The organism is Syntrophus aciditrophicus SB (assembly GCF_000013405.1).
Lineage (GTDB): Bacteria > Desulfobacterota > Syntrophia > Syntrophales > Syntrophaceae > Syntrophus > Syntrophus aciditrophicus.
Window position 1 is genome coordinate 127,386 of the sequence record NC_007759.1, and the last position, 23,179, is coordinate 150,564.

At 53.7% G+C, this 23,179-nt stretch carries 18 protein-coding genes; 11 read left to right on the plus strand and 7 right to left on the minus strand.

The window, feature by feature from the left end; all coding sequences use genetic code 11:
* The first annotated feature begins 68 nt into the window (after window positions 1–68).
* From SYN_RS00585 to SYN_RS00605, 5 genes are read left to right on the plus strand one after another with little or no spacing between them, the layout of a single operon-like run.
* Window positions 69–1,106 (plus strand): 4Fe-4S dicluster domain-containing protein, encoded by a 1,038-nt coding sequence (locus tag SYN_RS00585; RefSeq protein WP_011416037.1) that lies wholly within the window; start codon window positions 69–71, stop codon window positions 1,104–1,106.
* Complete coding sequence (locus tag SYN_RS00590) at window positions 1,103–1,939, plus strand: FAD/NAD(P)-binding protein (RefSeq protein WP_041584556.1); 837 nt, start codon at window positions 1,103–1,105, stop codon at window positions 1,937–1,939. Before SYN_RS00585 ends, SYN_RS00590 begins: the two co-directional genes overlap by 4 nt.
* The gene (locus SYN_RS00595; RefSeq protein ID WP_011416039.1) at window positions 1,940–2,701 is read left to right on the plus strand and encodes a cytochrome b; all 762 of its coding nucleotides are present in this window, start codon (window positions 1,940–1,942) and stop codon (window positions 2,699–2,701) included. It begins immediately after the preceding gene.
* Window positions 2,694–4,019 carry a Ni/Fe hydrogenase subunit alpha gene (locus tag SYN_RS00600; RefSeq protein WP_011416040.1) on the plus strand — a complete coding sequence of 442 codons (1,326 nt, stop codon included), beginning with the start codon at window positions 2,694–2,696 and terminating at the stop codon, window positions 4,017–4,019. Before SYN_RS00595 ends, SYN_RS00600 begins: the two co-directional genes overlap by 8 nt.
* A gap of 40 nt (window positions 4,020–4,059) precedes the next feature.
* Complete coding sequence (locus SYN_RS00605; protein ID WP_237671323.1) at window positions 4,060–4,485, plus strand: hydrogenase 3 maturation endopeptidase HyCI; 426 nt, start codon at window positions 4,060–4,062, stop codon at window positions 4,483–4,485.
* A 75-nt stretch (window positions 4,486–4,560) separates the two neighbouring features.
* On the opposite strand, the gene SYN_RS00610 is transcribed toward SYN_RS00605, so the two are convergent.
* From SYN_RS00610 to SYN_RS00625, 4 genes are read right to left on the minus strand one after another with little or no spacing between them, the layout of a single operon-like run.
* On the minus strand, window positions 4,561–5,274 hold the full coding sequence (locus SYN_RS00610; protein ID WP_011416042.1) for a phosphate ABC transporter ATP-binding protein: 714 nt from the start codon (window positions 5,272–5,274) through the stop codon (window positions 4,561–4,563).
* Window positions 5,271–6,152 (minus strand): phosphate ABC transporter permease PstA, encoded by an 882-nt coding sequence (pstA, locus tag SYN_RS00615; protein WP_011416043.1) that lies wholly within the window; start codon window positions 6,150–6,152, stop codon window positions 5,271–5,273. The genes SYN_RS00610 and pstA overlap by 4 nt, the downstream gene beginning before the upstream one ends.
* Window positions 6,149–7,009, minus strand: coding sequence for a phosphate ABC transporter permease subunit PstC (pstC, locus tag SYN_RS00620; RefSeq protein WP_011416044.1), 861 nt, complete (start codon window positions 7,007–7,009; stop codon window positions 6,149–6,151). The genes pstA and pstC overlap by 4 nt, the downstream gene beginning before the upstream one ends.
* Entirely contained in the window at window positions 7,006–7,839 is an 834-nt protein-coding gene (locus SYN_RS00625; RefSeq protein ID WP_011416045.1) for a phosphate ABC transporter substrate-binding protein, read from the minus strand. The genes pstC and SYN_RS00625 overlap by 4 nt, the downstream gene beginning before the upstream one ends.
* Window positions 7,840–8,322: 483 nt before the next feature.
* Between SYN_RS00625 and SYN_RS00630 the strand changes: the two genes are divergently transcribed.
* The 5 genes from SYN_RS00630 (at window position 8,323) to SYN_RS00650 (ending at window position 13,824) form a co-directional block, all read left to right on the plus strand.
* Window positions 8,323–9,141: a sugar phosphate isomerase/epimerase family protein gene (locus tag SYN_RS00630; protein ID WP_049749858.1), complete on the plus strand. Its 819-nt coding sequence runs from the start codon at window positions 8,323–8,325 to the stop codon at window positions 9,139–9,141.
* Window positions 9,142–9,184: 43 nt separating this feature from the next.
* Window positions 9,185–10,486, plus strand: a complete 1,302-nt coding sequence (locus SYN_RS00635; RefSeq protein WP_011416047.1) for an alkaline phosphatase family protein — start codon at window positions 9,185–9,187, stop codon at window positions 10,484–10,486.
* A complete protein-coding gene (locus SYN_RS14890) occupies window positions 10,437–12,683 on the plus strand; it encodes a bifunctional alpha,alpha-trehalose-phosphate synthase (UDP-forming)/trehalose-phosphatase (RefSeq protein WP_011416048.1) in 2,247 nt (748 codons plus the stop codon). Before SYN_RS00635 ends, SYN_RS14890 begins: the two co-directional genes overlap by 50 nt.
* A complete protein-coding gene (locus SYN_RS00645; RefSeq protein ID WP_041584558.1) occupies window positions 12,680–13,273 on the plus strand; it encodes a nicotinate-nucleotide adenylyltransferase in 594 nt (197 codons plus the stop codon). Before SYN_RS14890 ends, SYN_RS00645 begins: the two co-directional genes overlap by 4 nt.
* An 80-nt stretch (window positions 13,274–13,353) precedes the next feature.
* Complete coding sequence (locus tag SYN_RS00650) at window positions 13,354–13,824, plus strand: HAD family hydrolase (RefSeq protein WP_011416050.1); 471 nt, start codon at window positions 13,354–13,356, stop codon at window positions 13,822–13,824.
* A gap of 507 nt (window positions 13,825–14,331) precedes the next feature.
* Here the strand turns inward: SYN_RS00650 and SYN_RS16890 are convergent.
* Both SYN_RS16890 and SYN_RS00660 read right to left on the minus strand, forming a co-directional pair.
* Window positions 14,332–15,174 (minus strand): hydrogenase iron-sulfur subunit, encoded by an 843-nt coding sequence (locus SYN_RS16890; protein ID WP_011416051.1) that lies wholly within the window; start codon window positions 15,172–15,174, stop codon window positions 14,332–14,334.
* 54 nt (window positions 15,175–15,228) lie between these two features.
* Window positions 15,229–18,348: a CoB--CoM heterodisulfide reductase iron-sulfur subunit A family protein gene (locus tag SYN_RS00660; RefSeq protein ID WP_011416052.1), complete on the minus strand. Its 3,120-nt coding sequence runs from the start codon at window positions 18,346–18,348 to the stop codon at window positions 15,229–15,231.
* Between the two features lie 960 nt (window positions 18,349–19,308).
* Between SYN_RS00660 and rnfB the strand changes: the two genes are divergently transcribed.
* Entirely contained in the window at window positions 19,309–20,172 is an 864-nt protein-coding gene (rnfB, locus tag SYN_RS00665; RefSeq protein WP_011416054.1) for an RnfABCDGE type electron transport complex subunit B, read from the plus strand.
* A gap of 299 nt (window positions 20,173–20,471) precedes the next feature.
* On the opposite strand, the gene fdhF is transcribed toward rnfB, so the two are convergent.
* On the minus strand, window positions 20,472–23,153 hold the full coding sequence (fdhF, locus tag SYN_RS15605) for a formate dehydrogenase subunit alpha (RefSeq protein ID WP_083756393.1): 2,682 nt from the start codon (window positions 23,151–23,153) through the stop codon (window positions 20,472–20,474).
* Between the last annotated feature and the right edge of the window lie 26 nt (window positions 23,154–23,179).

Genomic DNA, 23,179 nt, shown 5'->3' on the forward strand with positions numbered 1-23,179 from the left:
ATATCAAATCAACCCGATCCGGTGTTTTTCGTTAGGGGAAAATTTATAGATGGAGGAGGTTTCAAGGTGTGAACTACCAAGTATTGCAAAAGAAAGATCTGGATGAGTTCATCAGAAAACTCTCCGGAAAGATGACGGTCGTTGCCCCCGTAAACAAAGGATATAACAATTTTGCCTTTGAAGAGGTTTCTTCGGCGGAGAGAATTGCCCTTCAGTATATCCCGACCATTCTCCCTCCGAAAAAATACTTCATGCCCCAGAAAGAGAAAATGCTGGATTTCGATATCAGCGGGAAAATTCCCGAAGATAAGGCGGTCATCGAGTATGAAGACATCGCCATATTCGGAATTCATACCTGCGACCTGGCCGGCATCCAGTGCCTGAACATGGCTTTCAGCGAAAGGCCTCGGGATTACAACTATCTGATCAGAAAGGATCATATCTTTTCCATCGGTCTGGAATGCAACGATTACTGTGATGAAAGCGCCAGTTGCACGCTGGTGAATGCTCACCTTCCCAACGGCGGTTACGATCTCTTTCTTTCCGATGTGGGAGACCGGTTTGTCTGCCATATCAATACCCACCGCGGCGCCGAAATCGCCGGGGAGACCGGGCTGTTTCAGAAAGCAGCGGCCGCGGATCTGACCGCGCTGGATAATTTGCGGGAGCGGAAGAGGCAGATTTTCAAGAATGAAATCAATATCGCCCCCCGGTTTCTTCCTGAAATTTTTGAAAAGGCCATGGAAAGCCCCGTCTGGGAGGAGGTCGGATCCCGGTGCGTATCCTGCGGAAACTGTACAAATGTCTGTCCGACCTGCTACTGCTTCGACATGTTCGATTCGATCAATCTGGATATGAAAACCGGCGCCCGGTTCCGGGTCTGGGATTCGTGTCAGCTCGAACCCTTTGCCAGAGTCGCCGGCGGAGAAAATTTCCGCGAGGAGCGGTCTGAGCGTCAGCGACATCGGTTCTTCAGAAAGTTCAAGTATCCTGTCGAAAAATACTACCGGTTTTTCTGTACGGGTTGCGGCCGTTGCACGAGGACCTGCATGGCCCGCATCAGCCTCAAAGAAACTTTAAACGCCCTTGCAAAGGAAAGTTTATGAAAGAGGAAATCGTAAATTCAAACTGGAAGCTGAGAAAAGGGGAAATCATCGCCGCAAAACAGATGACATCCGCTGAAAAGTGGTTTGACATCAAACTGGACGACGGCGAGTTGGACCATGAACCGGGGCAGTTTGTTCAGGTCGAACTTTTCGGAATCGGGGAGGTTCCCATTTCCATCTGTTCTTCCCCGACGAAGAAAGGTTCTTTTGAACTGTGTGTCAGGGCTGCCGGCCGGGTAACCAATGAAATGCATAAACTGGATGTGGGGAATTATGTCGGCATCCGCGGACCTTTCGGGAGACCTTTCCCCGTCAGGGTGATGGCGGGAAACGATCTTTTCTTTGTAGCCGGCGGGCTCGGCATCGCGCCCTTGCGCTCCCTGATCAATTACGTCATGGATAACCGTAAGGATTTCGGCAAAGTGGACATCCTGCTGGGATGCCGGACACCTCAGGATATGCTTTTCGGCGATGAAGTCGCAGGGTGGGAAAAAAGACTTGATGTGAATTTCAGTTGCACCGTCGACCGGGGAGGCCCGGACTGGACGGGGAATGTAGGCCTCATTACAACCCTGATCCCCGGTGTGACCATCATTCCGGAAAGAACTTTCTCCGTCGTTGTCGGTCCGCCCGTCATGTACAAATTCGTTATCAACGAACTTCTGAAAAAGGATCTTCCCGAGAGACAGATCATCCTTTCCCTCGAGAGGCATATGAAATGCGGCATGGGAAAATGCGGGCACTGTCAGATCGATCATCCGAAGAATTATTATTGCTGTAAAGATGGTCCCACATTCAGCTACGACGAAGTGAAGGAAGCGAAGAAACTTTAAATGGAAAGGATGCTTATGAAACCCAAAGTTGCCTTTTTTGATTTCGCCTGCTGCGAAGGGTGCCAGCTTCAGGTTGCCAACCTGGGCGAAGCCCTTCTGGATATCCTGGGCGCCATCGACGTGGTGGAGTTTCGGGAAGTGATGTCGGAGAAGTGGGACAAAAACTACGACGTTGCGATTGTAGAAGGCAGTATTACGGACGAACATGCGGAACAACGGATCAGGAAAATCCGGGATAGATCCGCTGTGCTTATCGCCTACGGTTCCTGTGCGACAATCGGCGGCGTCAACGGCATGAAGAACTCCTTCGTTCTGGACGAGATCCGGCAGTCCGTTTACGGGAAGGATTATCAACTCTTTGACAGCAAGAAGACGCGGCCGATCCATCAGGTCGTCAAGGTGGACTATTTCATCAACGGTTGTCCCGTTTATCACCCTGAGGTGATCGAGGTCCTGAAATGCGCCCTCCGGGGCGTTCCCTACGCCGTGCCGGACAATCCCGTCTGTTCGGAGTGTAAACTGAATGAAAATGTCTGCATGTACGATCGGGGGGTCGCCTGTCTGGGCCCCTGGACGAAAGCGGGCTGTAATTCCTGGTGCATCAACAACGGCAACATCTGTTACGGATGCCGGGGCATGGTGACCAATCCCGCCAGAAACGGGGCCAATGATATTATGGCCCGGTATGATCTGAATTTCGATTTGATTCGAAACAAATTCGACATGTATAACAAATGCAGCGAGGAAGATAAAAATGGCTAATAAAACCGTAAAGATAGACGTCGAATATCTTACCCGCGTAGAAGGGCACGGCAACATCGTCATCGATGTCAAGGAAGGGAAAATCGATAAGTGTGAATTTCAGGTCGTGGAATCTCCCCGGTTGTTCGAAGGGATGCTGCGGGGAAGGTCCATTTTTGAAGCCCAGCACATTACGTCGAGGATCTGCGGGATCTGCTCCTGTGGCCATTCCCTGGCCTCCATTCAGGCGGCGGAGGACGCCCTCGGCGTAACCCCTACGGAGCAGACGATCAAACTGAGGAAACTCCTTCTCGACTACGAATTCCTGGACAGCCACGTCCTGCATGTTTACCTGCTGGCAGCCCCGGATGTCCTCGGCGTTCCCAGTTTCGTTCCCCTCGTGAAAACCCATAATGCGGTGGTCCGCCGCGCCCTGCGGATGAAGAAGCTCTGCAACGATGTCTGCGATATCCTGGTGGGGCGTCATGTCCACCCGATTTCCGCTATTGTCGGCGGATTTACCAAGCTTCCGCGGCCGAAGGACCTGGATGCCATGCTTGAAATGCTGGAGTCCATGAGGGACGACATGGCGGAAACACTGGCACTGGCGAAGACCCTCCAGTTCCCCGATTTTTACCGGGAGACGGAGTATGTGGGACTCGTGTCGGACGACGAGGAGTACCCTCTGCTCATGGGCGATGTGGGTTCGACGGACGGAAAGCGTCTGGGAAAGAAGGATTACCGGCAGGCGACCAACGAGTTCATCGATCCCCGTTCTTCCGCCAAGTTTGCAAAATGGTCGCGGGACTCCTACCTGGTTGGAGCCCTGGCGCGGTTCAATCTCAATAGCGATAAGCTTCATCCCACGGCGAAGGCGATTGCCGAAGAACTGGGTTTGAAGCCGATCTGCCACAATCCTTATCTGAACACGGTGGCCCAGGTTGTGGAAATCGTTCACTGTTATGAGCATGCGATCGATCTGATCAAGGATTTGAAGAAAAACGGCATCAATTACGATGAAGAGATCGTGGTCGGCGTGAACGAGCAGCAGAAAATTCCCGTCCGAGCGGGAGACGGCGTCGGCGCCGTCGAGGTGCCCCGGGGCATCCTGTTCCACAACTATGTTACAGATTCGAATGGGATTATCGAACAGGCCAACTGCATCATCCCGACAAACCAGAACATCGCCAATATCGAATACGACATGATGAAGCTGCTTCCCGAGATTCTCGACCAGACAAAGGAAGAAATCACCCTGAAGATGGAAATGCTGGTTCGGGCTTACGATCCCTGCATTTCCTGCTCCGCCCATTATCTGAATGTCAAATTTGTTGAATGAAGAAGTCCTGTCGGCCCTGAGGCCGGAGGGACGCACGGTGATGATTACGATCGGCAATTCCCTGAGGGCCGACGATGGCGTCGGCCCTTTCATCGGGAGGAAAATTGCCGATCAGAAGGACTTCCTTGTCCTGAATGCCCTGATGAATCCGGAAGATATCGTGGAGGATGCGATCGCTTATCGACCTGGAAAAATAGTCGTCATCGATGCCGCGGATTTCGGTGGCTCACCGGGAGAAATACGAACCATTCCCCTTGATCAGATTCAGCGTTATACGGTTTTTTCCACCCACCATTTCCCGATTTCCGTGCTCCTGGGCATCATTCGGGAAGAGACGAACGCCAGCATGGCGATTCTGGGCATCCAGCCGGAATCCGTAGAATTCGGTGAATGCATGTGTTCCGAGGTCCGGCAGACCGCCCTGGATATCATTGAATATCTGAATAATCTCTGCAACTCGTTATAGCGTATCCCGAGAATCTTAAATTCCCTGTCTTTTCTTGATTTGACACATAGCCGCCCCAAAGGCTGTCGGTTTTTTTTATGAAGAAATAATGACGCCGTCTTCAAAGGTGACCACCCGATCCGCGACCCGCTTCACCTGATCCAGGTAATGAGAGACCACCAGAATGGTCAGGTGCTGCCTGAGTTCCAGAAGCAAGTCTTCAATGACTTCCGTGGCGGTCGAATCCAGTGAAGAGGTAGGCTCGTCCATCAGTAAAACCTCCGGTTCAAGAACCAGCGCCCGGGCGATGCAGAGCCGCTGCTGCTGTCCCCCGGAAAGTTTCCGGGCGTCATCGTTCATCCGGTCTTTCACTTCCTCCCAGAGATAGGCCATTTTCAGGGCCTGCTCCACCCTGTGCCGCATTTCCTCCTGATTCCTGTTGCCTGCCATCTTCAGGGGAAAGGCAATGTTTCTGGAGATGCTCATGGGCAACGGGTTGGGTGTCTGGAAGACCATCGCCACCTGCCTCCTCAACTCCGTTACCGGAAGATTCCCCTGGTAGATGTCGCGACGCAGCCCATCGAGGGTGATCTCCACTTTGCCGCTCATCCTGGCCTCGGGGAGGTTTTCCCAAAGGCGGTTCAAGGTGATCAGGAAGGTGGATTTTCCCGCCCCCGAAGGACCGATAAGCGCCGTGATGGAATTTTCTGCAAACCGGACCGTCAGGTCTTTCAGGATGTGACGATCCCGATAGAAAAAGTTGAGATCCTCAACCTGTATTTTTGTCTTATCCTGCAGAGTTGTTTTCATGGGCGATAAAAAGCGAGATAGGTGAGGCGTTTTTTGATGACGAAGGCGAGGGTGAAAAGGAACAGGCAGAGTAGAAGCAGAATCAGGGCCGCTCCATAACCGTTCATCAGTTCTTCCGGCGAGGTGTACTGGGAAGAAATGTAATAGATGTAGAACGGCAGCGCTTCATAGGGGGCAAGAGCGGATTTCGGAACTCCCGCCGCCACTACGACTCCCGTTAGCATGATGACCGCTGTATCCTCCGCGCAGCGGCCGATGGCCAGAATGAGCCCGCTGACCATTCCGGAAAGGGACTGGGGAATCAGGACATAAAACAGGTTCTGCAGTTTCGTTGCCCCAAGGGCGAGGGCCGTCAGGCGGGTATCGGGAGAAAGACCTTCCAGGGCGATCTGCGTGGTCCGGATGATGTACGGCAGAACGAGAAAGGCGAGGGCAAGACTCGAGATAAGGAGGCACGGCTGGATGCTGCTGGAATAGTGCTTGTGGAGAAAAACAGCCAGCGCGAATCCGAAGAGCCCCACCACGATGGACGGAATGCCGGCAAGGATATCAAAAATCAGGTTGAAGGCGTTTTTGACCCGGAAGTCCGCGTATTCCGCGAGGTAAATGCCCGTGGCGAAGCCGATCGGCAGCGCGAAAGCAATGGACAGAGCGACCAGGATAAAGGTGCCGACGATAGCGGGGAACAGGCCCTCGAAAACGCGCTGCTGAAGGAAAACAGCCCTCAGAGGGGAAGCATCCCCGAAGATCAGCTTCATATTAAGCGTTCCGGCCCCTTTGAATACAAGGTAGGCGAGAATGGAGAAAACAGCGGCGGACAGAATCAGCCCGCAGGTCCACGAATACCAGATCGTCAGTTTTTCCCCCGTCCGTTTCATGCCCGTTTCCCGCTTTCCCGGAAGGCCAGGCGTCTTACGGCAAGAATAACGACGGCGATGAAAAGATAAAGCACCAGGCCGCAGGCAAAGATGGAGCGAAACTCCGGACTTTCGTAATCGGCGGCGATGACCAGCGCGATGTGGGCCGTCAGCGTGCGCACCGAGTCCAGAAGCGACCCTGGCGTCGCGATGGAATTTCCCGCAATCATGAGGGATACGAGGGTATCCCCCATCGCCCGGCCGAAAGCCAGAAGAACTCCGATGAAGATGCCCTTCCTTGCCAAAGGGATAATAACGTATAAAAGCGTCTGCGCGCGGTTCGCGCCCAGGGAATCGGCGGCGTCGATGTAGGATCGGGGAACCCGGTCGAAACTGTCGCAGAAAAAGAGGATCATCGTTGGGGCGATCAGGACGCCCAGCATCAGGGACGCGGTGAAAATACACATCCCGGAACCGCTCTGGAAAAGCTCCCGGATCACAGGAACAAGCAGAAAAATGCCGACAAAGCCATAGATCACGGTGGGAATGCCCGTCATCATCTGAACCATCCTCCGGAAGGCGGCGCTCAGCGATTTCGGGCCTATGGAACTGATGAGGAACGAACAGCCGAGACTCAACGGAAAGGCAAAAAGCAGACTGAGAAGCGAAATGACCGCAGTGCCGACGATCATGGGATAGATCCCGTAAAGCCCCTGCTGAGGCGCCCATGGCTCCGTGAGAAGATAGAACAGCCCGCCACGGAGGAGGGGTAAGGCCATGAACGCCATGAAACCGAGAATCAGCAGGGTTATGGATGAACTGATTATAGTGGAGAGGAGAAAAATCTTCTCAGCTCCCCGTTCCTTCCAGTCGCTCATGGAAAGGGAATAAATCCTTCCTTTTCTATAATCTTCCGACCTTCCGGAGTGTACAGGTAATTGATGAAGGCCCTGGTGAGGCCGGTGGGTTCGCCTTTCGTGTTGCTGTAAAGCCCCCGGACGATCTTGTATTTGCCTTCTTTCACCGTCTTGATCGTCGGGATCACGCCATCCAGGGCGACCGGCGCAACAGTGCGGTCAATGTGACCGACGGAAACATAGCCGATGCCGTAAGGATCCTGGGCAATGGCCGATTTCATCGCCCCGTTGGAAACCACCACGTTGGCAACGGGAGCAATAGTCCCCTTATCCAGCGCTTTTTCCCAGAAAACCTCGCGGGTGCCGCTCGCTTCATCGCGGGTGTAAATGTTTATTTTCCTGTTTTCGCCGCCGACGCTTTTCCAGTTGTTGATCCGACCCGTGAAGATATCCATCACCTGAGCCTTGGTAAGCGCCTTGACTCTGTTTTTCGGACTGACGACTACACCGACGCCGTCCAGAGCCCACTGATGCAGCTTGAGCTGATACCGGGCAATCTCATCGTCAGTCGGTTTTCTTCCCGTGTTCCCGATGTTGACCAGGCCTTCGCCGACCTGCTTGATGCCGACCCCGGACCCGCCGGCGGCAATGCTGATCTGGATGTCGGGATAGGCGCTCATGATCCTCTGAGCCGCCTCTTTCATGACCGGGATATGGGCCGTGCCGCCCGAGATCTTCAACGTCCCCCTCTGTCCCTTGAAGGCGTCCAGTTCTCCCGCGACGCCGCCGGCGGTCAGAACAAACAGGGAAAAGATCATGGCAAGCACTGTAACGATACATTTTTTTCTCATGGCATCCTCCTCTTAATCGGGTGATTTACTTCAGTTCATCTGCAGTTCATCTGCTGACAAACCATCTGTTCATGAACGCTCTTAGTATATAACGAAGAGCCATTAGTCAAATTCATCCTCTTTATGCATGGCAGTTCATTATTCCTTTTTGTTATGTGAATTAAATTTTCCCTTCCCTCTGCTGGCGATCGCCTCCTGATTTCCTCTCAACCGACATCCTCTATAAGAAAAAGGAATAATATAAATCTATTATAAATATTATTGATTTGACGTTAATTTCTATTTCTGTTAATCGGCACGCTACATGACAGAAGGATACTTTTTCACTTTTCATTTCGATGGCAAAGACATCATGTTCGACCTGAAACCTGAGTCTGTTAATCAAAATCCTTCCGCTGTGATCTTGAGGAAATTCATCAAGGGCGTCTATCTTTTTTGCAAGGGTCCATAGAGTTTTATCTAAAGGTGAGGTTTTTTTCAAAAATGCAGCCACAGATCGCCATGTGCAATATCTTTGACCAGGATGCGGATAAGCTGGCGGAATTCGCCTTTGGGAACGGTTTCTCGGCCATCGACTGGTCAATCGATCCCTGTCTGCCGCAGGATCAGTTTCTTTCCCGCATGAAGACACTTTCCGATTTCCAGCTTCGTTATCACTGCCGTTTCTTCGGAGTGGACATCGCCTACACTGACCGTCGCGGCGAAGACTCCCTTCATCTCCTGATGAGCACCGTGGAGCAAGTAGCCCAGGCCGGCGGAAGGCACATGACAATCCATTCCGGGCTCGGCAATCCGTCCGGGGAAGGGATCGACCTGGCAAAAGCTATCGACAATCTGTCCGTTCTCGTGGAATACGGCAACAGTAACGGTGTGGCCGTGGCTCTGGAAAACCTGATGACCCCCTTGACCAATGACCCGCGCCTCTTCAATCACATCATTGCAGAAAGCGGTGCGTTCGTGACCATCGATATCGGCCATGCCCATGGAGTAAGAAATCTTTATCCGCAAATGAACATCTGCGGCGAGTATGTTCTCCCCAACAGGGATAAGCTCCTGAATGCCCATATTTATCATACGGAACTGGAAGGGTATGGACACATTGCTCCCGAGAGTCTTACGGACATCTCCAGCCGTCTGGATCTCCTTGGGATGGCGGAATCCTGTGACTGGTGGGTTATTGAACTGATGAGTCCGGAGAAAGTTCTCTCCACTCGAGACCTTCTCGTGAGCTACCTCGATTGCCGCTCCCTCCTGTCTGTCGGGGAACAGCAGAAGCAGCCGCTGGCCCTGTTTGCCGCGTAAGAAATCCCAGGGCTGACCGGAGAATCTTTCCCAGGGAGTTGACATGCGCTGCATCCTTCTTCTTCTCGACGGTCTCGGTGACCGGAGCCATCCCGTTCTGGACGGCCAAACCCCCCTCCAGGCCGCCGACACCCCCAATCTCGACAAAATCGCGGCAATCGGCATGAACGGGCTTTTTCATTCCCATCTCCAAGGCGCGGCATTGCCGAGCGAACTGGCCCACTTTCTCATGTTCGGGTATCGCCTGGAGGAATTTCCCGGCCGGGGTGTGGTCGAAGCGCTTGGGGAAGGTCTCGATGTCCACGAGGGGGATGCGGCCCTCCTGGCCCGGATCTTTTCCGTGGTCAGGGACGGGAACACCCTCGTTCTCCATCATGAGAATCCGAAGCTGGACCGGGAAAGCTGTCAAATTCTCCATGAAGCGGTCGGACGCTTCAGCCGGGACGGCATTTCAGTGGAGTTTCTGCCCACCAGAGGGATCGCAGGCATCCTCCTGCTCCGTGGGGACGTATTGAGCGCTATCACCGATTCCAATCCGATTGCCGAAGGGCGTCCTCTCATGCAGGTCCTTCCCTTGCGATCCAAGGTCGAGGATCCCCGCGCCCGAAAAACCGCCGAGGTCCTCAATGCCTATCTCCGCTGGAGCCACCAGACGCTCTCGGAACACCCTCTCAACAAAAACCGGAAAGAACAGGGGCTTCCCCCCATCAACGCCGTCGGCACCCAGCGGGCCGGGATGCTGGGCAGACTGCCTTCGTTTTCGGAAAAGTGGGGGCTCAAGGGGTTGATGATCGCCTCCGGTGCGGTTTACCACGGTATCGGTCAGGTGATCGGCATGGATATCCGGAAGGTCGGAGATACAAACGACCCAGGCCGGGATCTTCGAGAGCGGCTCGAAAGGGCGCATCGGGCTCGGGAATATGATTTCATCCACGTCCATACCAAAGTCACGGACGAGGCGGGCCACACGAGAAATCCCCTGATCAAGAAAAGGGTCATCGAGGCGGTCGACTCGGCGCTGGACTACGCCGTTGAAGAAATCATCCCCGATGATGACGTCCTTTTCATCGTGACCGCCGATCATTCCACCGCCTCCTCCGGAACCATGATCCATACCGGCGAGAGCGTGCCGCTGGTCATGACCGGCAAATACGTGCGGAGGGATGACGTCCGGAATTTCGACGAGGTCAGCTGCGCCGCCGGCGGGCTCAGCCTCGTCCGGGGAAAGGAGCTCATGTATCTGGTGCTCAACTTCCTGGATCGGGGAAAACTCTGGGGGCTCATGGATTCGCCCGATGACCAGCCGTTCACGCCGGGCCGATACAGCCCTCTGCTGGTGGACTGAACCCATGAAATGGCTGTTCCCACTGGACGTCCAGCTTTCCGGGAGAGGCGACAAGTTCCGGGGCGGGCTCATTGTCGCTTCCAACCGGGAACCGTACGCACACCGAATGACCGATCAGGGATTGCAACTGGAATTCTCTGTTGGCGGGGTCGTTTCAGCCCTCGATACGGTCCTGCGGGTGACAGGGGGAACATGGGTTGCCTGGGGAAGCGGCAGCGGCGACCGGGAGGGGGCGGATGCCGGTGGCCGTCTGTGGGTCCCGCCGGAAAACCCGGCCTATACCCTCAGAAGAATCTGGCTTTCCGCGGCAGCGGTGGAAAATTATTATCACGGGTTCTGCAATCTGGTCCTCTGGCCGCTCTTTCATGACGAAACGGATCGTATCGTCTACGCTCCCCCTTTCTGGGCGGAGTATGAAAAGACCAACCGGGTGTTTGCCGAAGCGATTCTCGAAGAATGCAGGGCGGATTCCACGATCTGGATCCATGACTATCACCTCTGCCTCGTTCCCCGGATGCTACGCGGGGTGTCCCCGGATCGGACCATCGCCCATTTCTGGCACATACCCTGGCCCGAGCGGGAACTGTTCGCCTGTGCCCCCCATGGCGAAGAAATCCTTGCCGGGCTTCTCGGAAATGACCTTCTCGGCTTTCAGATTCCTCTCTATGCAGGGAATTTCATGGCCTGTGCCGCGGCATGTCTCGGTGCGGGCATCGATTACGATGCCATGACCGTTGCCTGGGAGGGGCGCATCACCCGGATTCGGCGCCTCAGGGAAAAATACCGTCTGCCCCGGCGTGTCGGCCTTGCGGTCGACCGGCTCGACTACACCAAGGGAATCGTTCAGCGACTCCGGGCGCTTGAGCTTTTTTTCCGAGACAACCCTGACTTCCGGGGGAAATTTTCCTTCATTCAGGTTGCCGTCATGACTCGGAACGGGGAGCCGTACCTGCGCCACCGCCGGGAAGTCGAGAACCGAATCGCCCGAATCAACGCGGAGTTCGGCACGGCGGACTGGAGACCGATCATCTATTTCAAAAACAAACTAGATCAGCAGGATCTTGTTGCCTGTTACCGGATGGCGGATGTGGCCGTCATCACCCCGCTTCGTGACGGGATGAACCTGGTGGCGAAGGAATATGTGGCCTCCAGGGGAGACGGGGACGGCGTCCTGATCCTGGGCAGACAGGCCGGCGCAGCCGCCGAACTGACCGAGTCGATTCTTGTCGATCCAACTGATATCGAGGCATGCGCCGCCGCCATCCATGAGGCTCTCACTCTGTCCAGCGGGGAGAAAAAAAAGCGGATGACGCAGTTAAGGGAACAGGTGCAGGGGAATACGGTTTATTCCTGGGTCGGCGACATCCTCGATGAGCTTTCCCTCCTCCCCGTCACGAAACAGGGAGGAAAACATGCCCTCGCGCATGAGGATGAAATCGCCGCCCGCCTTGCCGGGCGGGAACTCTTTCTCTGCCTGGATTTCGACGGCACTCTCGCCCCCATCGTGGAGCAGCCGGAACTGGCGGCCATACCGGACGATATCCGCCTCCTCCTCGCCGTGCTGCAGGAGCATTATCCTGTCGCAGTGATCAGCGGCAGAAGCCTTGACGACATCAGGAATCGTGTGGGTTTGCCGGGCCTTGTGTATGCGGGGAGCCATGGGGCGGAGACGGAAAAGGGAACGGGCGGCGACGGCGGCCGCGCCGCACTGGATGCATTTCTCGCCGCGGTGCACCAGGCATTGGCCTGCCTTCCCGGGGTTCAGATAGAGGACAAGGGATTGACGGTCAGCATCCATTTCAGGCGGATAGCGCCGGTGCTTCTGGAGAATTTCCTGGATTCTTTCCAGGGGATTGCCCGGAAGTTTGTGGGAACGGTCAGTGTGATCGAAGGGAGAAAGGTCTTCGAGATCCGGCCGCAGGGGGCAACCGGCAAAGGGGACGCAGTGCGGCAGCTACTGGAGGGAATAGGTAAAGGAGGGCTTCCGGTCTATATGGGAGATGACACGAACGATGAAGAAGCGTTCCGGGCGGTTCGGGGGAATGGGATAACCGTCGCCGTCGGGGGAAGCACGGAGGCGGAATTCTATTTGAGGAACCAGGGGGAGGTCAGGAAATTCCTCGCGTTGCTGGCCCGGATCTCACTTCCCGATGAAAAACAATGCTACGCAGTGGACGAAGGGGGTACAACAAAATGATCGGCGAGACGGTTCCGAAGATCGAAACAGGGGTCATCCATGGCCGCTTTCAGGTGTTTCATAACGACCACCTAAAGTACCTTCTCGCCGGAATGCGACTCTGTCGGCACCTGTTTGTGGGCATCACCAACCCGGATCCGAAGCTGACCATGGAAGAAACCGTGGATAAGAAGCGTAGCAGTTCCCTCGCCAATCCGCTCACTTACTATGAACGTTATGTCATGATCCGTACCGTACTGGAAGAGGCCGGCATCGAGTCGTCACACTTTTCCATCGTTCCTCTCCCCATCAACCTTCCCGAGTTATACCGATGCTATGTTCCCATGGACGCCGTTTTTTTCCTTTCCATCTATGACGACTGGGGAAGGAAAAAGCTGAATTACTTCCATTTGTTAGGGCTTAAAACTCATGTCCTGTGGGAAGTGCCCCTGGAGGCAAAGGGAATCAGTGCGGAAGACGTCCGCAACCGGATGATTCACGGTGAACCGTGGGAACATCTCGTGCCTCCCTGCGTGGCACACCTCATGAAGAAATGGGACATCCCCGCCCGGCTCCGGAATATTTCGGAGCTGACTCAGACCAATCCATGAAGCAGGTGTTGACAACGCCGCTGTAATCGGAGAAGTTGTGGATGAGCCTAAGAGAACAATTATCTTGAGGTGAAGAAAGATTGATAGAGATTGATATCCCTGGAAAGGGCGTTTACAGGTTCGAACATCTGGTCCTGGACCTTAACGGAACGATTTCCCTGGACGGCGCTGTCATTGAAGGAGTTCCCAAAAGACTTGAATCGCTGCGCCGACTGGTCGACATCGTCATCATCACGGCGGATACCCAGGGTAAAGCTAAGGAATTGGGCCAGGATCTTCGCGTTGAAATCCACATTCTCCATCCGGGCGATGAACAGGAGCAGAAGCTCAGACTGGTGCGGCAGTTGGGCAGGGATTCCACCGTTTCCATGGGAAACGGCGCAAACGACGTTTCGATGTTGAAGGAATCCATTCTGGGAATCTGCATCATCGGACCTGAAGGCGCCTCTTCGGAGGCAATTGCCTGCTGTGATCTTGTCATAGTCGATATTAACGCCGCCCTGGACCTGCTGCTGAAATCTCACCGGCTGATTGCAACGCTGCGCAGATAGGAACAAAGTCAGAACTGCGTTAATATTCAACTGTAAAAAATTTTACAATACCATTCTTCCGTCGGATTCAGCCTTATCAAGCATATTCCTCAAGGCATCTCGTTTCCCGTGCCCGGATGTCCGACATGGTGTTCTTTTTTTGAGTATTACTTAAAAATCAGAGAGTAATATTGCTCATGCCGGTCTGCAAGTGCCTCAAGACTGAAATGCTTATGCACGAAGACTCTGCCTTCTTCTCCCATTGCCTTTCTCTTTATTCCGTCTGTTAAACTTCAGTTCGTGTAAATGGAATTTTTAGAAAGAAATAACTCAACATACGTTTTCGTAAAAAAAAGATCGTCACCTCTTAATCGGTTTGCGGAATGATCGATCGGGGACACAACACACCAAAAAAAACAAGGACTTAACATGATATCTGCCAAGTCCTTGCCTGTGGTTCATCCGGACGGAATTGAAATCACGCCCTGGTCTAAGTAATCTTGCTTTCCTAAATACTCTTATTTGTTTTCATGCCGTCTGTTCCCTACCTTTTCTTATGACCGTTCTTTGATCTACCGGAAGTGGAGGCGGGGCGGGCTGGCCGACCAGCTTTGTCACCGCACGGAATTTAGACGGACAGACTTCGAAGCAGGTCCCGCATTTGATGCATTTATCCTGATCGATGACATGGACCTGCCCCTTGGCGCTTATGATCGCATCGACGGGGCATTTCCGTGCGCAGGTCATGCAGGCCTGGCACTTTCCCGGATCGATGTAGTACGTCGGCGCTTCGCGAATCAGACGCTCGACTTCTTCAGTTGTAAACAGTTTGGCATAGGCCGTCTCATCGTGATCGTGCAGGGCCAGTTCCTTCATCTTTGCCAGCTTGAAATAAGGGATCAGCCTGGCCATCTGTTCCAGTCTGGACTTCAATTCGTCTCTGTCAATCCCCTCACTGCTGCCAAGAGGTCCCAACTCTTCGATTTCCCTGCTGAAGTCGTTCATGATGTGGGCGAAACGAATTCCTTCGCCGGCGGAAACCCACTCCAGCCTCAGCCGTTTGGGATTGATCCCGATGTGCTCCAGCAGCTTTTTGCAGAACGTCGCCATGCTGTACGCATCATAATTTCCCTCCGGGTTGTAATGGCAGTCGTTGATATGACAGCCGCCGACAAATACCGCATCCTGTCCGGTCAGGAAAGCCCGGAAGATGAATTTCAGGTCGACTCTGCCGGAACACATCACCCTGATCAACCGTATATATGTGGGGTATTGAAAACGGGAAACGCCGCACAGGTCGGCGCCTCCGTAGCAGCACCAGTTGCAGATAATACCCAGCATCTTTGGTTTAAACGTTGCGTCCGCACTCATTTCTTATCTTACCTCCTTAGGTTGGCAATACGTCCTTTCTGAATTGGTTTCTTTTTACGCTTCTGCAACTGCCGCAGCCGCAGACTCCACGACCAGCTCGCTGGAGCCCGCCGCATCGATCTGCGTCAGAAGTTCTGTATCGGTATAGTGCTTCAGTTGAATGGCCCCTGTCGGGCATTTAGAATTACAGAGACCGCAGCCCTTACAGAGAACAGGGATGACCGAGGCTTTTTTACCCTGCTTCGTCTCCTTGAATTCGATAGCTCCATATGTACAGGCCGGAACACAGGCTCCACAGGCCATACACATTTTTTCATTCACCTCGCAGACAGATCCCGAGGCAACGACCGTATCATTGGCGAGAAGGGTCAAGGCCCTCCCGGCGGCTCCATAGGCCTGAGCAACCGCTTCCGAGATATGCTTGGGGTAGTGCGCGATCCCGCATAGGTAAACCCCTTCCGCGGCGAAGTCCACAGGTCTCAGCTTGACATGGGCCTCCTGACAGAAACCATCCGGACCCAGGGCCACCTTGAACTTTTTGGATATTTCCTCACTTTCCGCCGAGGGAATCGTGGCGACGGACAAAACGAGAAAGTCGGCATCCAGGGCGAGCGCCTTCTCCAAAATGGGATCAGCCGCGGTCACCCGCAAGACCGGCCTGCCTTCCTCGACAACGGCTTCCACCCGGGGAGGATTTTCCGGTTCATAGCGGATGAACTTGACGTTCTTTTCCGAGGCGTCCCGATAATAATTCTCAATATAACGGTACGTTCTCATGTCCCGGAAGAGAATCGAGATCTCAACCCCGGGGTTGATCTCCTTGAGCTTCAGTGCGTTTTTGATGGCATGACTGCAGCAGATCCGGGCGCAGTAATTTCTGTCTTCGTTCCGGCAGCCGACGCATTGGATCATCGCCACATTCCGGGCCTGGACAACGTTTTCTTCCCCCCTGGCGATTCGTTCTTCCAATTCCAACTGGGTCAAAACCCGCTCATCCTGTCCATACAGGTATTCCGTAGGCTTATATTCGTCGGCTCCGATGGCGATAACGATTGCGCCATGTTTGATTTCCGTGAGTCCCCGGTCGGACTGCACCCTGGTGATGAAGTTACCCACGTAACCGCTCGCTTCAGGAATGGTTGCATTCGTATACACATGGATCATGGGGTGCTGATAAATCTTCTGGATCAGATCCCGCAGATACGCCTGAACATCCATTCCTTCCAGGGTATAATGGAGTCTCCTCGCCATTCCTCCGAGCTCTTTTTCCTTTTCCACGAGAAAAACCTCGTGTCTCTGATTCGCGATGGACAATGCGCTGATCATTCCGGCGATGCCGCCACCAACGACCAAGGCCCTCTTGTCGACGGGAAGATTGAATTCCTGCAGGGGCTCCAGAAAATGAGCACGGGCGACGGACATCCGGATGATATCCTGTGCCTTCTCCGTGGCCGCTTCCTTTTCTTTTGAATGGACCCAGGAGCAATGCTCCCGAATGTTCGCCATATCGTAATAATATTGGTTGATTCCCGCCTCCCTGAGGGTGTCCCGGAACAGCGGTTCGTGGGTCCGGGGGGTACAGGCGGCGACAATCACGCGGTTGAGCCCCTTTTCCTGGATATCCTTTGCCAGCATGGCCGCGGCTTCCGTCGAGCAGATGAAGAGGCTTTCTTCAGCGTGAACCACATGAGGCAATGTTTTGGAATATTCAACCGTTGCCGGAACATTGACGATTCTCCCGATATTGGCACCGCAGTGACACACATAGACGCCGATTTTCGGCTCTTCCTGGGAAACATCCCTTTCCGGCGGGTAGACCCTTTCCTTGGACAGATTTCCCCGCCGGTAGGAGAGGATCTCACCGCACATGGAACCGGCCCCACTGGCGCCCAGAACCCCCTCCGGAATATCCATGGGGCCGATGAAGGCACCGCTTACAAAGATTCCGGGACGGGTCGTCTCCAGTGGATTGGAGATACTGGTTTTACAGAACCCGTGATCGTTGAGTTCGATGCCGAACGCCCTGGCCACTTTTTCTACATTTGCGGGAGGAACCAGGCCGACGGACAGAACCACCATATCGAATTCTTCCTCTTTGACGCCCTCAGGCGTCGTATATCTCACAGTGACATTCTTCGTCACCGGGTCCTCTTTAACGATGGATGCATAGCTTCTTATAAAGCGGATGCCGGGAAGATTTTCCGCTCTCTGGTAAAAGCGCTCAAAATCCTTGCCGTAGGAGCGAATGTCGTTATGGAAGATCGTGCACCGGGCTCCTTCATCATGGTCCTTCGTCAGAATGACCTGCTTCTGGGTATAGGTGCAGCAGACCGCGGAACAGTAACTGTTATCGCCAGGGGTAACCCGTCGGGAACCGACGCAATGGATCCAGGCGACATTATGGGGATGCTTCAGATCGGACGCGCGCAATATCTCGCCTTCGTAAGGTCCGGTAGCGCACAGGAGACGTTCATAGTCAAGGCCGGTGACCACGTTGGCAAAGTCGTTGTAATGATATTCTTCCTTTGCCCTGGGATCATAGGCCTCGATGCCCGGAGACAGGATGATTGCTCCCACGTTTATATCCATCCTTACCGGCTTTTGGCTGAAATCGATGGCGTTTGACTGACAAACCCCTAAGCAGATCTGGCATTTCTTTTCCTTGAGATAAAGGCAACTGTCATCGATATAGGGGACCAGGGGGATGGCCTGAGCGAAGTAAATATGAATGGCTTTGTTCTTCGAGATGTCCTGGTTGAATTTATCCGGATACACGGCTGGGCAGTACTCCACGCAGGTGGTGCAACCCGTGCACTTGCTTTCGTCGATATATCGGGGTTTCTTGACCACGGTGACCGTGAAGTCTCCTGCTTCTCCTTCCACGCTTTCGACTTCCGCATAGGTGATCATCTCGATATTTGGATGCCGTTTACATTCAACGAATTTGGGAGACTCGATGCACATGGAGCAGTCATTGGTGGGAAAGGTCTTGTCAAGGTGGGCCATCTTTCCGCCGACGGTCGGCGATTTCTCGACAAAGTAAACCTTGAAGCCCGCCGTGCCGAGATCCAGCGCAGCCTGTATGCCGCTGATCCCCCCACCGACAACCATCACATCGCCAAACTTGCTGTTTGCCAAGCTTCTGTAAAGCTGTTCGATCTGTTCTTTTTCCACTTTTCTTATGTCCTTTCCTTATAAAGGTTTATATGGCTGTCCAATAAAATCCTCTGTCTCTATGACCTGAAGACAAGGACGTTTCTGCGAGGAGATACAGGGAGGCCGAATGAACAGCCCTCTTCCGGAGCTGAACTTTGGATGTCTTAAAGACGCAACATCGCTTCAGATTATAGGGAAATGTCAAATTTTCCGGGTAGTCTGTTTTTTGAGGAATGTGGTCTGGATGACCAGGAGCGGCCTCCTCCCTGTACACCGCCGCTTTCTCCGCGGCAGGATAGGGCTGAGCCTATTCGGTCTGCTGTGGGAAAGGAGCGGAAAAAAGCATTGCCGAGAACCGTCCAAGTTCTCTAACTTCTCCTCATATTCGTTGTGTGCATTGAAAGGCTAAAATATCCATTATCCTGAAAATATTTCCTTTTCTTGCCAGTTTCTGCAAAGTTGTTGCAGATGGACCTGGGTCAGCTTCCTTAAGGGTATTGCAATCAGTTTGTAGGATCGATTCTGATCCTTTTTTTATTTTATCATCATCATGAAGCTGTAATGTAATCATTGCTATATTATTTAATTGAATGCGTCAAATAAAAAAATAGAATAGAAAGGGCAGAAATATTCTTAATAATATAAGTAAAAGCAATATATTAAATATAGCATCTACTGAAATGGGGAGATAGAAAGAGGAGAATGTGTAAGGAATAACCATGAAATATGGCCAAAGTGAGCGGATTGCCGAGTCCATGCCGCTTTGTCCGGTTTGCGTTCGTGTGTGAGATACGGCGACAGCCTTCCTCTGGAAAATTGCTCATGCATGTTTTTTATCATGAACTCCTTACTATAGCTAATTTGAATTTGACATATAAAAATATGTTATATATGGAGTGCGGTATCGAGATATTGATTTCAGGCATGCTTTTCCGGAATCGCTGTTTTTAAAAAATCTGTATTGATTGAGGTAAAACAATGGATCCAGTATTGGTTAAATTGGCACTCGGAGGAATCGCATTCCTCGTCTGCATCGGACTTTTATTCGGCATTGGGCTGGCATTGGCCGCACAGAAATTCGCTGTCGAAACCAATCCAAAGGTGGAGGAAGTGCTTGAAGTTCTTGCCGGAGCACAGTGTGGTGGATGCGGTTACGCAGGTTGTGAAGGGTATGCAGAAGCGGTTGTTAACGATCCGGAGGTGTCCCCCAATCTCTGTTTTCCCGGCAAGGCTGCGGTAGCGGAAGCTGTTGCGGAAATTACCGGGAAAAAGTTATCCGGCGCCGCCAACATGGTCGCTGCAGTAAGATGCTCCCGCATCGAGGGAAAAGTTGGACAGAAATACAAGTATCTCGGTTATCAGACCTGTGCGGGTGCGAACCTTGCCTTCGGTGGGCCACAGGAATGTGCATACGCCTGCCTCGGTTTCGGGGACTGCGTTGCGGCTTGCCCATTTGGGGCCATTACCCTGGATAATTCCTTTCCAGTCATCGATGTTGAGAAGTGTGTGGGCTGCGGCTCCTGCGTGCGAACATGTCCAAAGAATGTCATTGAAATCACTCCCTCAAGCGCTCGCGTCTGGGTGCCCTGCAGCACAAAGGATCCCGGGAAGGCGGTGCGGTCTGTGTGCGAGGTGGGATGCATAACCTGCAAGATGTGTATCAAAGCCTGTCCGGCAGGAGCTGTGAGGGTAGAGGGCGATCTCATCCGCATTGATCACAAGAAATGCGCAGATTACGGTGTGGAGTGCAAAGAAATCTGCGTTGAGAAGTGCCCGCGGAATATTTTCAGGCCGTTTGAGGCAGCAGTAAAAAAGGCTGAACAAGTTGAGGCGGTAGCTTGACAATTCCATATCATTCCACCCCTTCTAAAGAGACGGACAAGAAGGAGAGAATATGGGATCTGACAAAGTAGAAACATGCGCCTCTGGGAAACTCACCGCAAGACCATCCTTTTCGTAACCCACGGTGTCGATGGGACAATCTGCCAGGCGGGACTACGCAATGGTCATGTCCGTTCGCCCTGGCCGCTTTCTGGAAGTCATGGGGGCCGCCCTGAGTTCAAGAGGGCGTTCTGATGTGTAATCGGAAGGCCGCGTGGCCCCGGAAAGGAGACCACGCGGCTTGAAATGAGAATTTCTTTTTAGAGTTTTTCCACATTTACGGCACAGGCCTTGTACTCTGCCGTTTTCGTTACCGGATCATAGACCGCGTTGGTCAGCCAGTTGGCGCAGCCTTCGCGGAAATGGAAGGCCATCCAAACCATGCCGGCGGGCACCTGCTCAGTCACCTTTGCCCGCACCTTCACCTCTCCCCGCCGCGAGCTGACTTTCACGTATTCACCCTGAGCAATGCCAAGTTTCTGTGCATCTGCCGGGGAGATATCCGCCGTTTCTTCCGAAAGAATCAGATTCATGCCGGAACGGCCCGTCTGGGTGCGGGTATGATAGTGGAAGAGGCGGCGGCCCGTGCTGAGCACGAAGGGATATTCCGCATCCGGCACTTCCGCGGGAGGCGCCCAGTCCACGGGATTGAAGATTCCTTTTCCGTGGGTGAAGATGCCGTCGCGGTGCAGGAAGGCCGTACCCGGGTGATCTTCCGTCGGGCAGGGCCACTGGAGGCCGTCCGTTTCAATCCGGCGGTATTTGATGCCGCCCAGGGCTGGCGCCAGAACGGACACTTCGTTGTCCCAGATTTCCTGGGAACTGCTGGAAGTCCATTCCTGTCCCATCCGTTTGGCCAGTTCCCTGAAGATCCACCAGTTGGGTCGAGCATCACCCGGCGGGGTTTTAACCGTGCGGACGCGGTTGACGCGACGCTCACTACTGGAGAACGTTCCGTCATCTTCGCTCCACGCGGCGGCCGGGAAAACCACATGAGCAAAGCGGGTCGTTTCCGTGGGGAAGATATCCTGGCAGACGAGAAATTCCGCGGATGCCAGCTCGTGTTCCACCTTATGGATGTCCGGTTCCGTATTGGCCAGATTCTCTCCGAAGATGTAAAATGCCCGGACGGACTTGTCCACCAGTCCCTCCATCATCTGGGGGATCATCAACCCGTTGTTCTCCGGCAGCTTCTCGACGCCCCAGGCCTTTTCAAATTTGGCCCGGGCAGCCGGATCGATAACTTTCTGATAGCCGGGGAAGACGTTGGGCAGGGCGCCCATATCGCAGGCACCCTGGACGTTGTTCTGACCGCGCAGGGGATTCACGCCGGCGGACGGCATTCCCAGGTTCCCCAGCAGGAGCTGGAGATTGGCCGTGCTCATCACGTTGTCCTTCCCGGTCGTGTGTTCCGTGATCCCCAGGGTGTAGCAGAGCATCGCCGGTTTCACTGAAGCCAGCAGCCGGGCCACTTCCCGGATCTGTTCCACACTCACTCCGGAAATCTCGGCGGCCCGTTCCGGCGGATATTCCAGAATCTTGGCCTTGAAGGCCTCGAAGTTATCGCATTTCTGTTCCACGAATTTCTTGTCGTAAAGATTTTCCGTGATCAGCACGTTCATGATGCCGTTCAGGAAGGCGATGTCGCTTCCCACCCGGATCTGACAGTGGATGTCGGCAAAATCCACAAGGGGCTGTTTACGGGGATCCGCCACGATCAGCTTAGCCCCGTTCCGGACCGCGTTTTTCAAAAATGTGGACGCCACAGGATGGGCTTCCGTCATGTTGGTGCCGATGCAGAAAAACATCTTTGCATTGGCGAATTCGCCGAAGGAATTGGTCATTGCTCCCGAACCGAATGATTGCGCCAGACCGGCGACAGTGGGAGCGTGTCAGGTACGCGCGCAGTGATCGATATTATTGGTACCGATGACTGCGCGGAAAAGTTTCTGCATCTGGTAGGAGTCTTCGTTGATGCTCCGGGCGCAACTGACGCCAGCGATGGCGTCCGGGCCGTTTTCAGCAATGATCTGTTTAAACTTGCCGGCCACCAGATCGAGGGCTTCATCCCACGAGGCCTCCCGAAACGCGCCGTTTTCCTTGATCAAAGGGGTGGTCAGGCGTTCCCCGGAATAGATGAAATCGTAGCCGAATCGCCCCTTGACGCAAAGCCTTCCCTTGTTGGGTGCACCTTCTTCCACACCGGTAACTTTGACAATCTGTTCCCCCTTGGTGTGCAGATAAAGCTGACAGCCGACACCACAATACGGACAGGTGGTGCGGACCTTTTCGATCTCCCAGGAGCGCGCCTTGCCGATGGATTTTTTCTCGATCAGAGCGCCCACAGGACAGAGCTGAACGCATTCGCCGCACTGAACACAGGTTGATGCTCCCATGGGGGAGTCGGTGTCGAAAATGATGGACGTTTCGTGTCCCCGTCGGCCGAAATCGAGAACCTCGTTGACGACGACATCGTTGCAGCCGGCGACGCAGCGACCGCAGGAGATGCACTTGTTGCGGTCGACTCGAATGAATGCGGAACTTTCATCAATGCCCTTCTGGACATCTGCATATTGAATGCTGGGACGTTCAATTCCCAGGTAATAAGCGGCATCCTGCAGTTCGCAGATTCCGTTTTTCTCACAGGAGATGCAGTCATGCCGTCCTGTGGAAAGAAGCAGATCCACAACCAGTCGCTGGGCCGCCAAGGCTTTTTCCGATTGTGTGTCGATCTTCATTCCTTCTCGCACCGGCAGGGTGCAGGTGGCCTGAAGTCCCCGCATATCTTCCACTTCCGCGACGCAGACGCGGCATTTTCCCGCGACCCCCGTTTTATCATGATAGCAAAGGGACGGAATGTAAATCCCATTTGCCCTGGCAGCCTGAAGCACGGTCTGACCAGCATCGGCATCGCAGGTTATTCCATTGATAGTAATTTTCATATTGAATATTCCCTCTCTCCTTGATC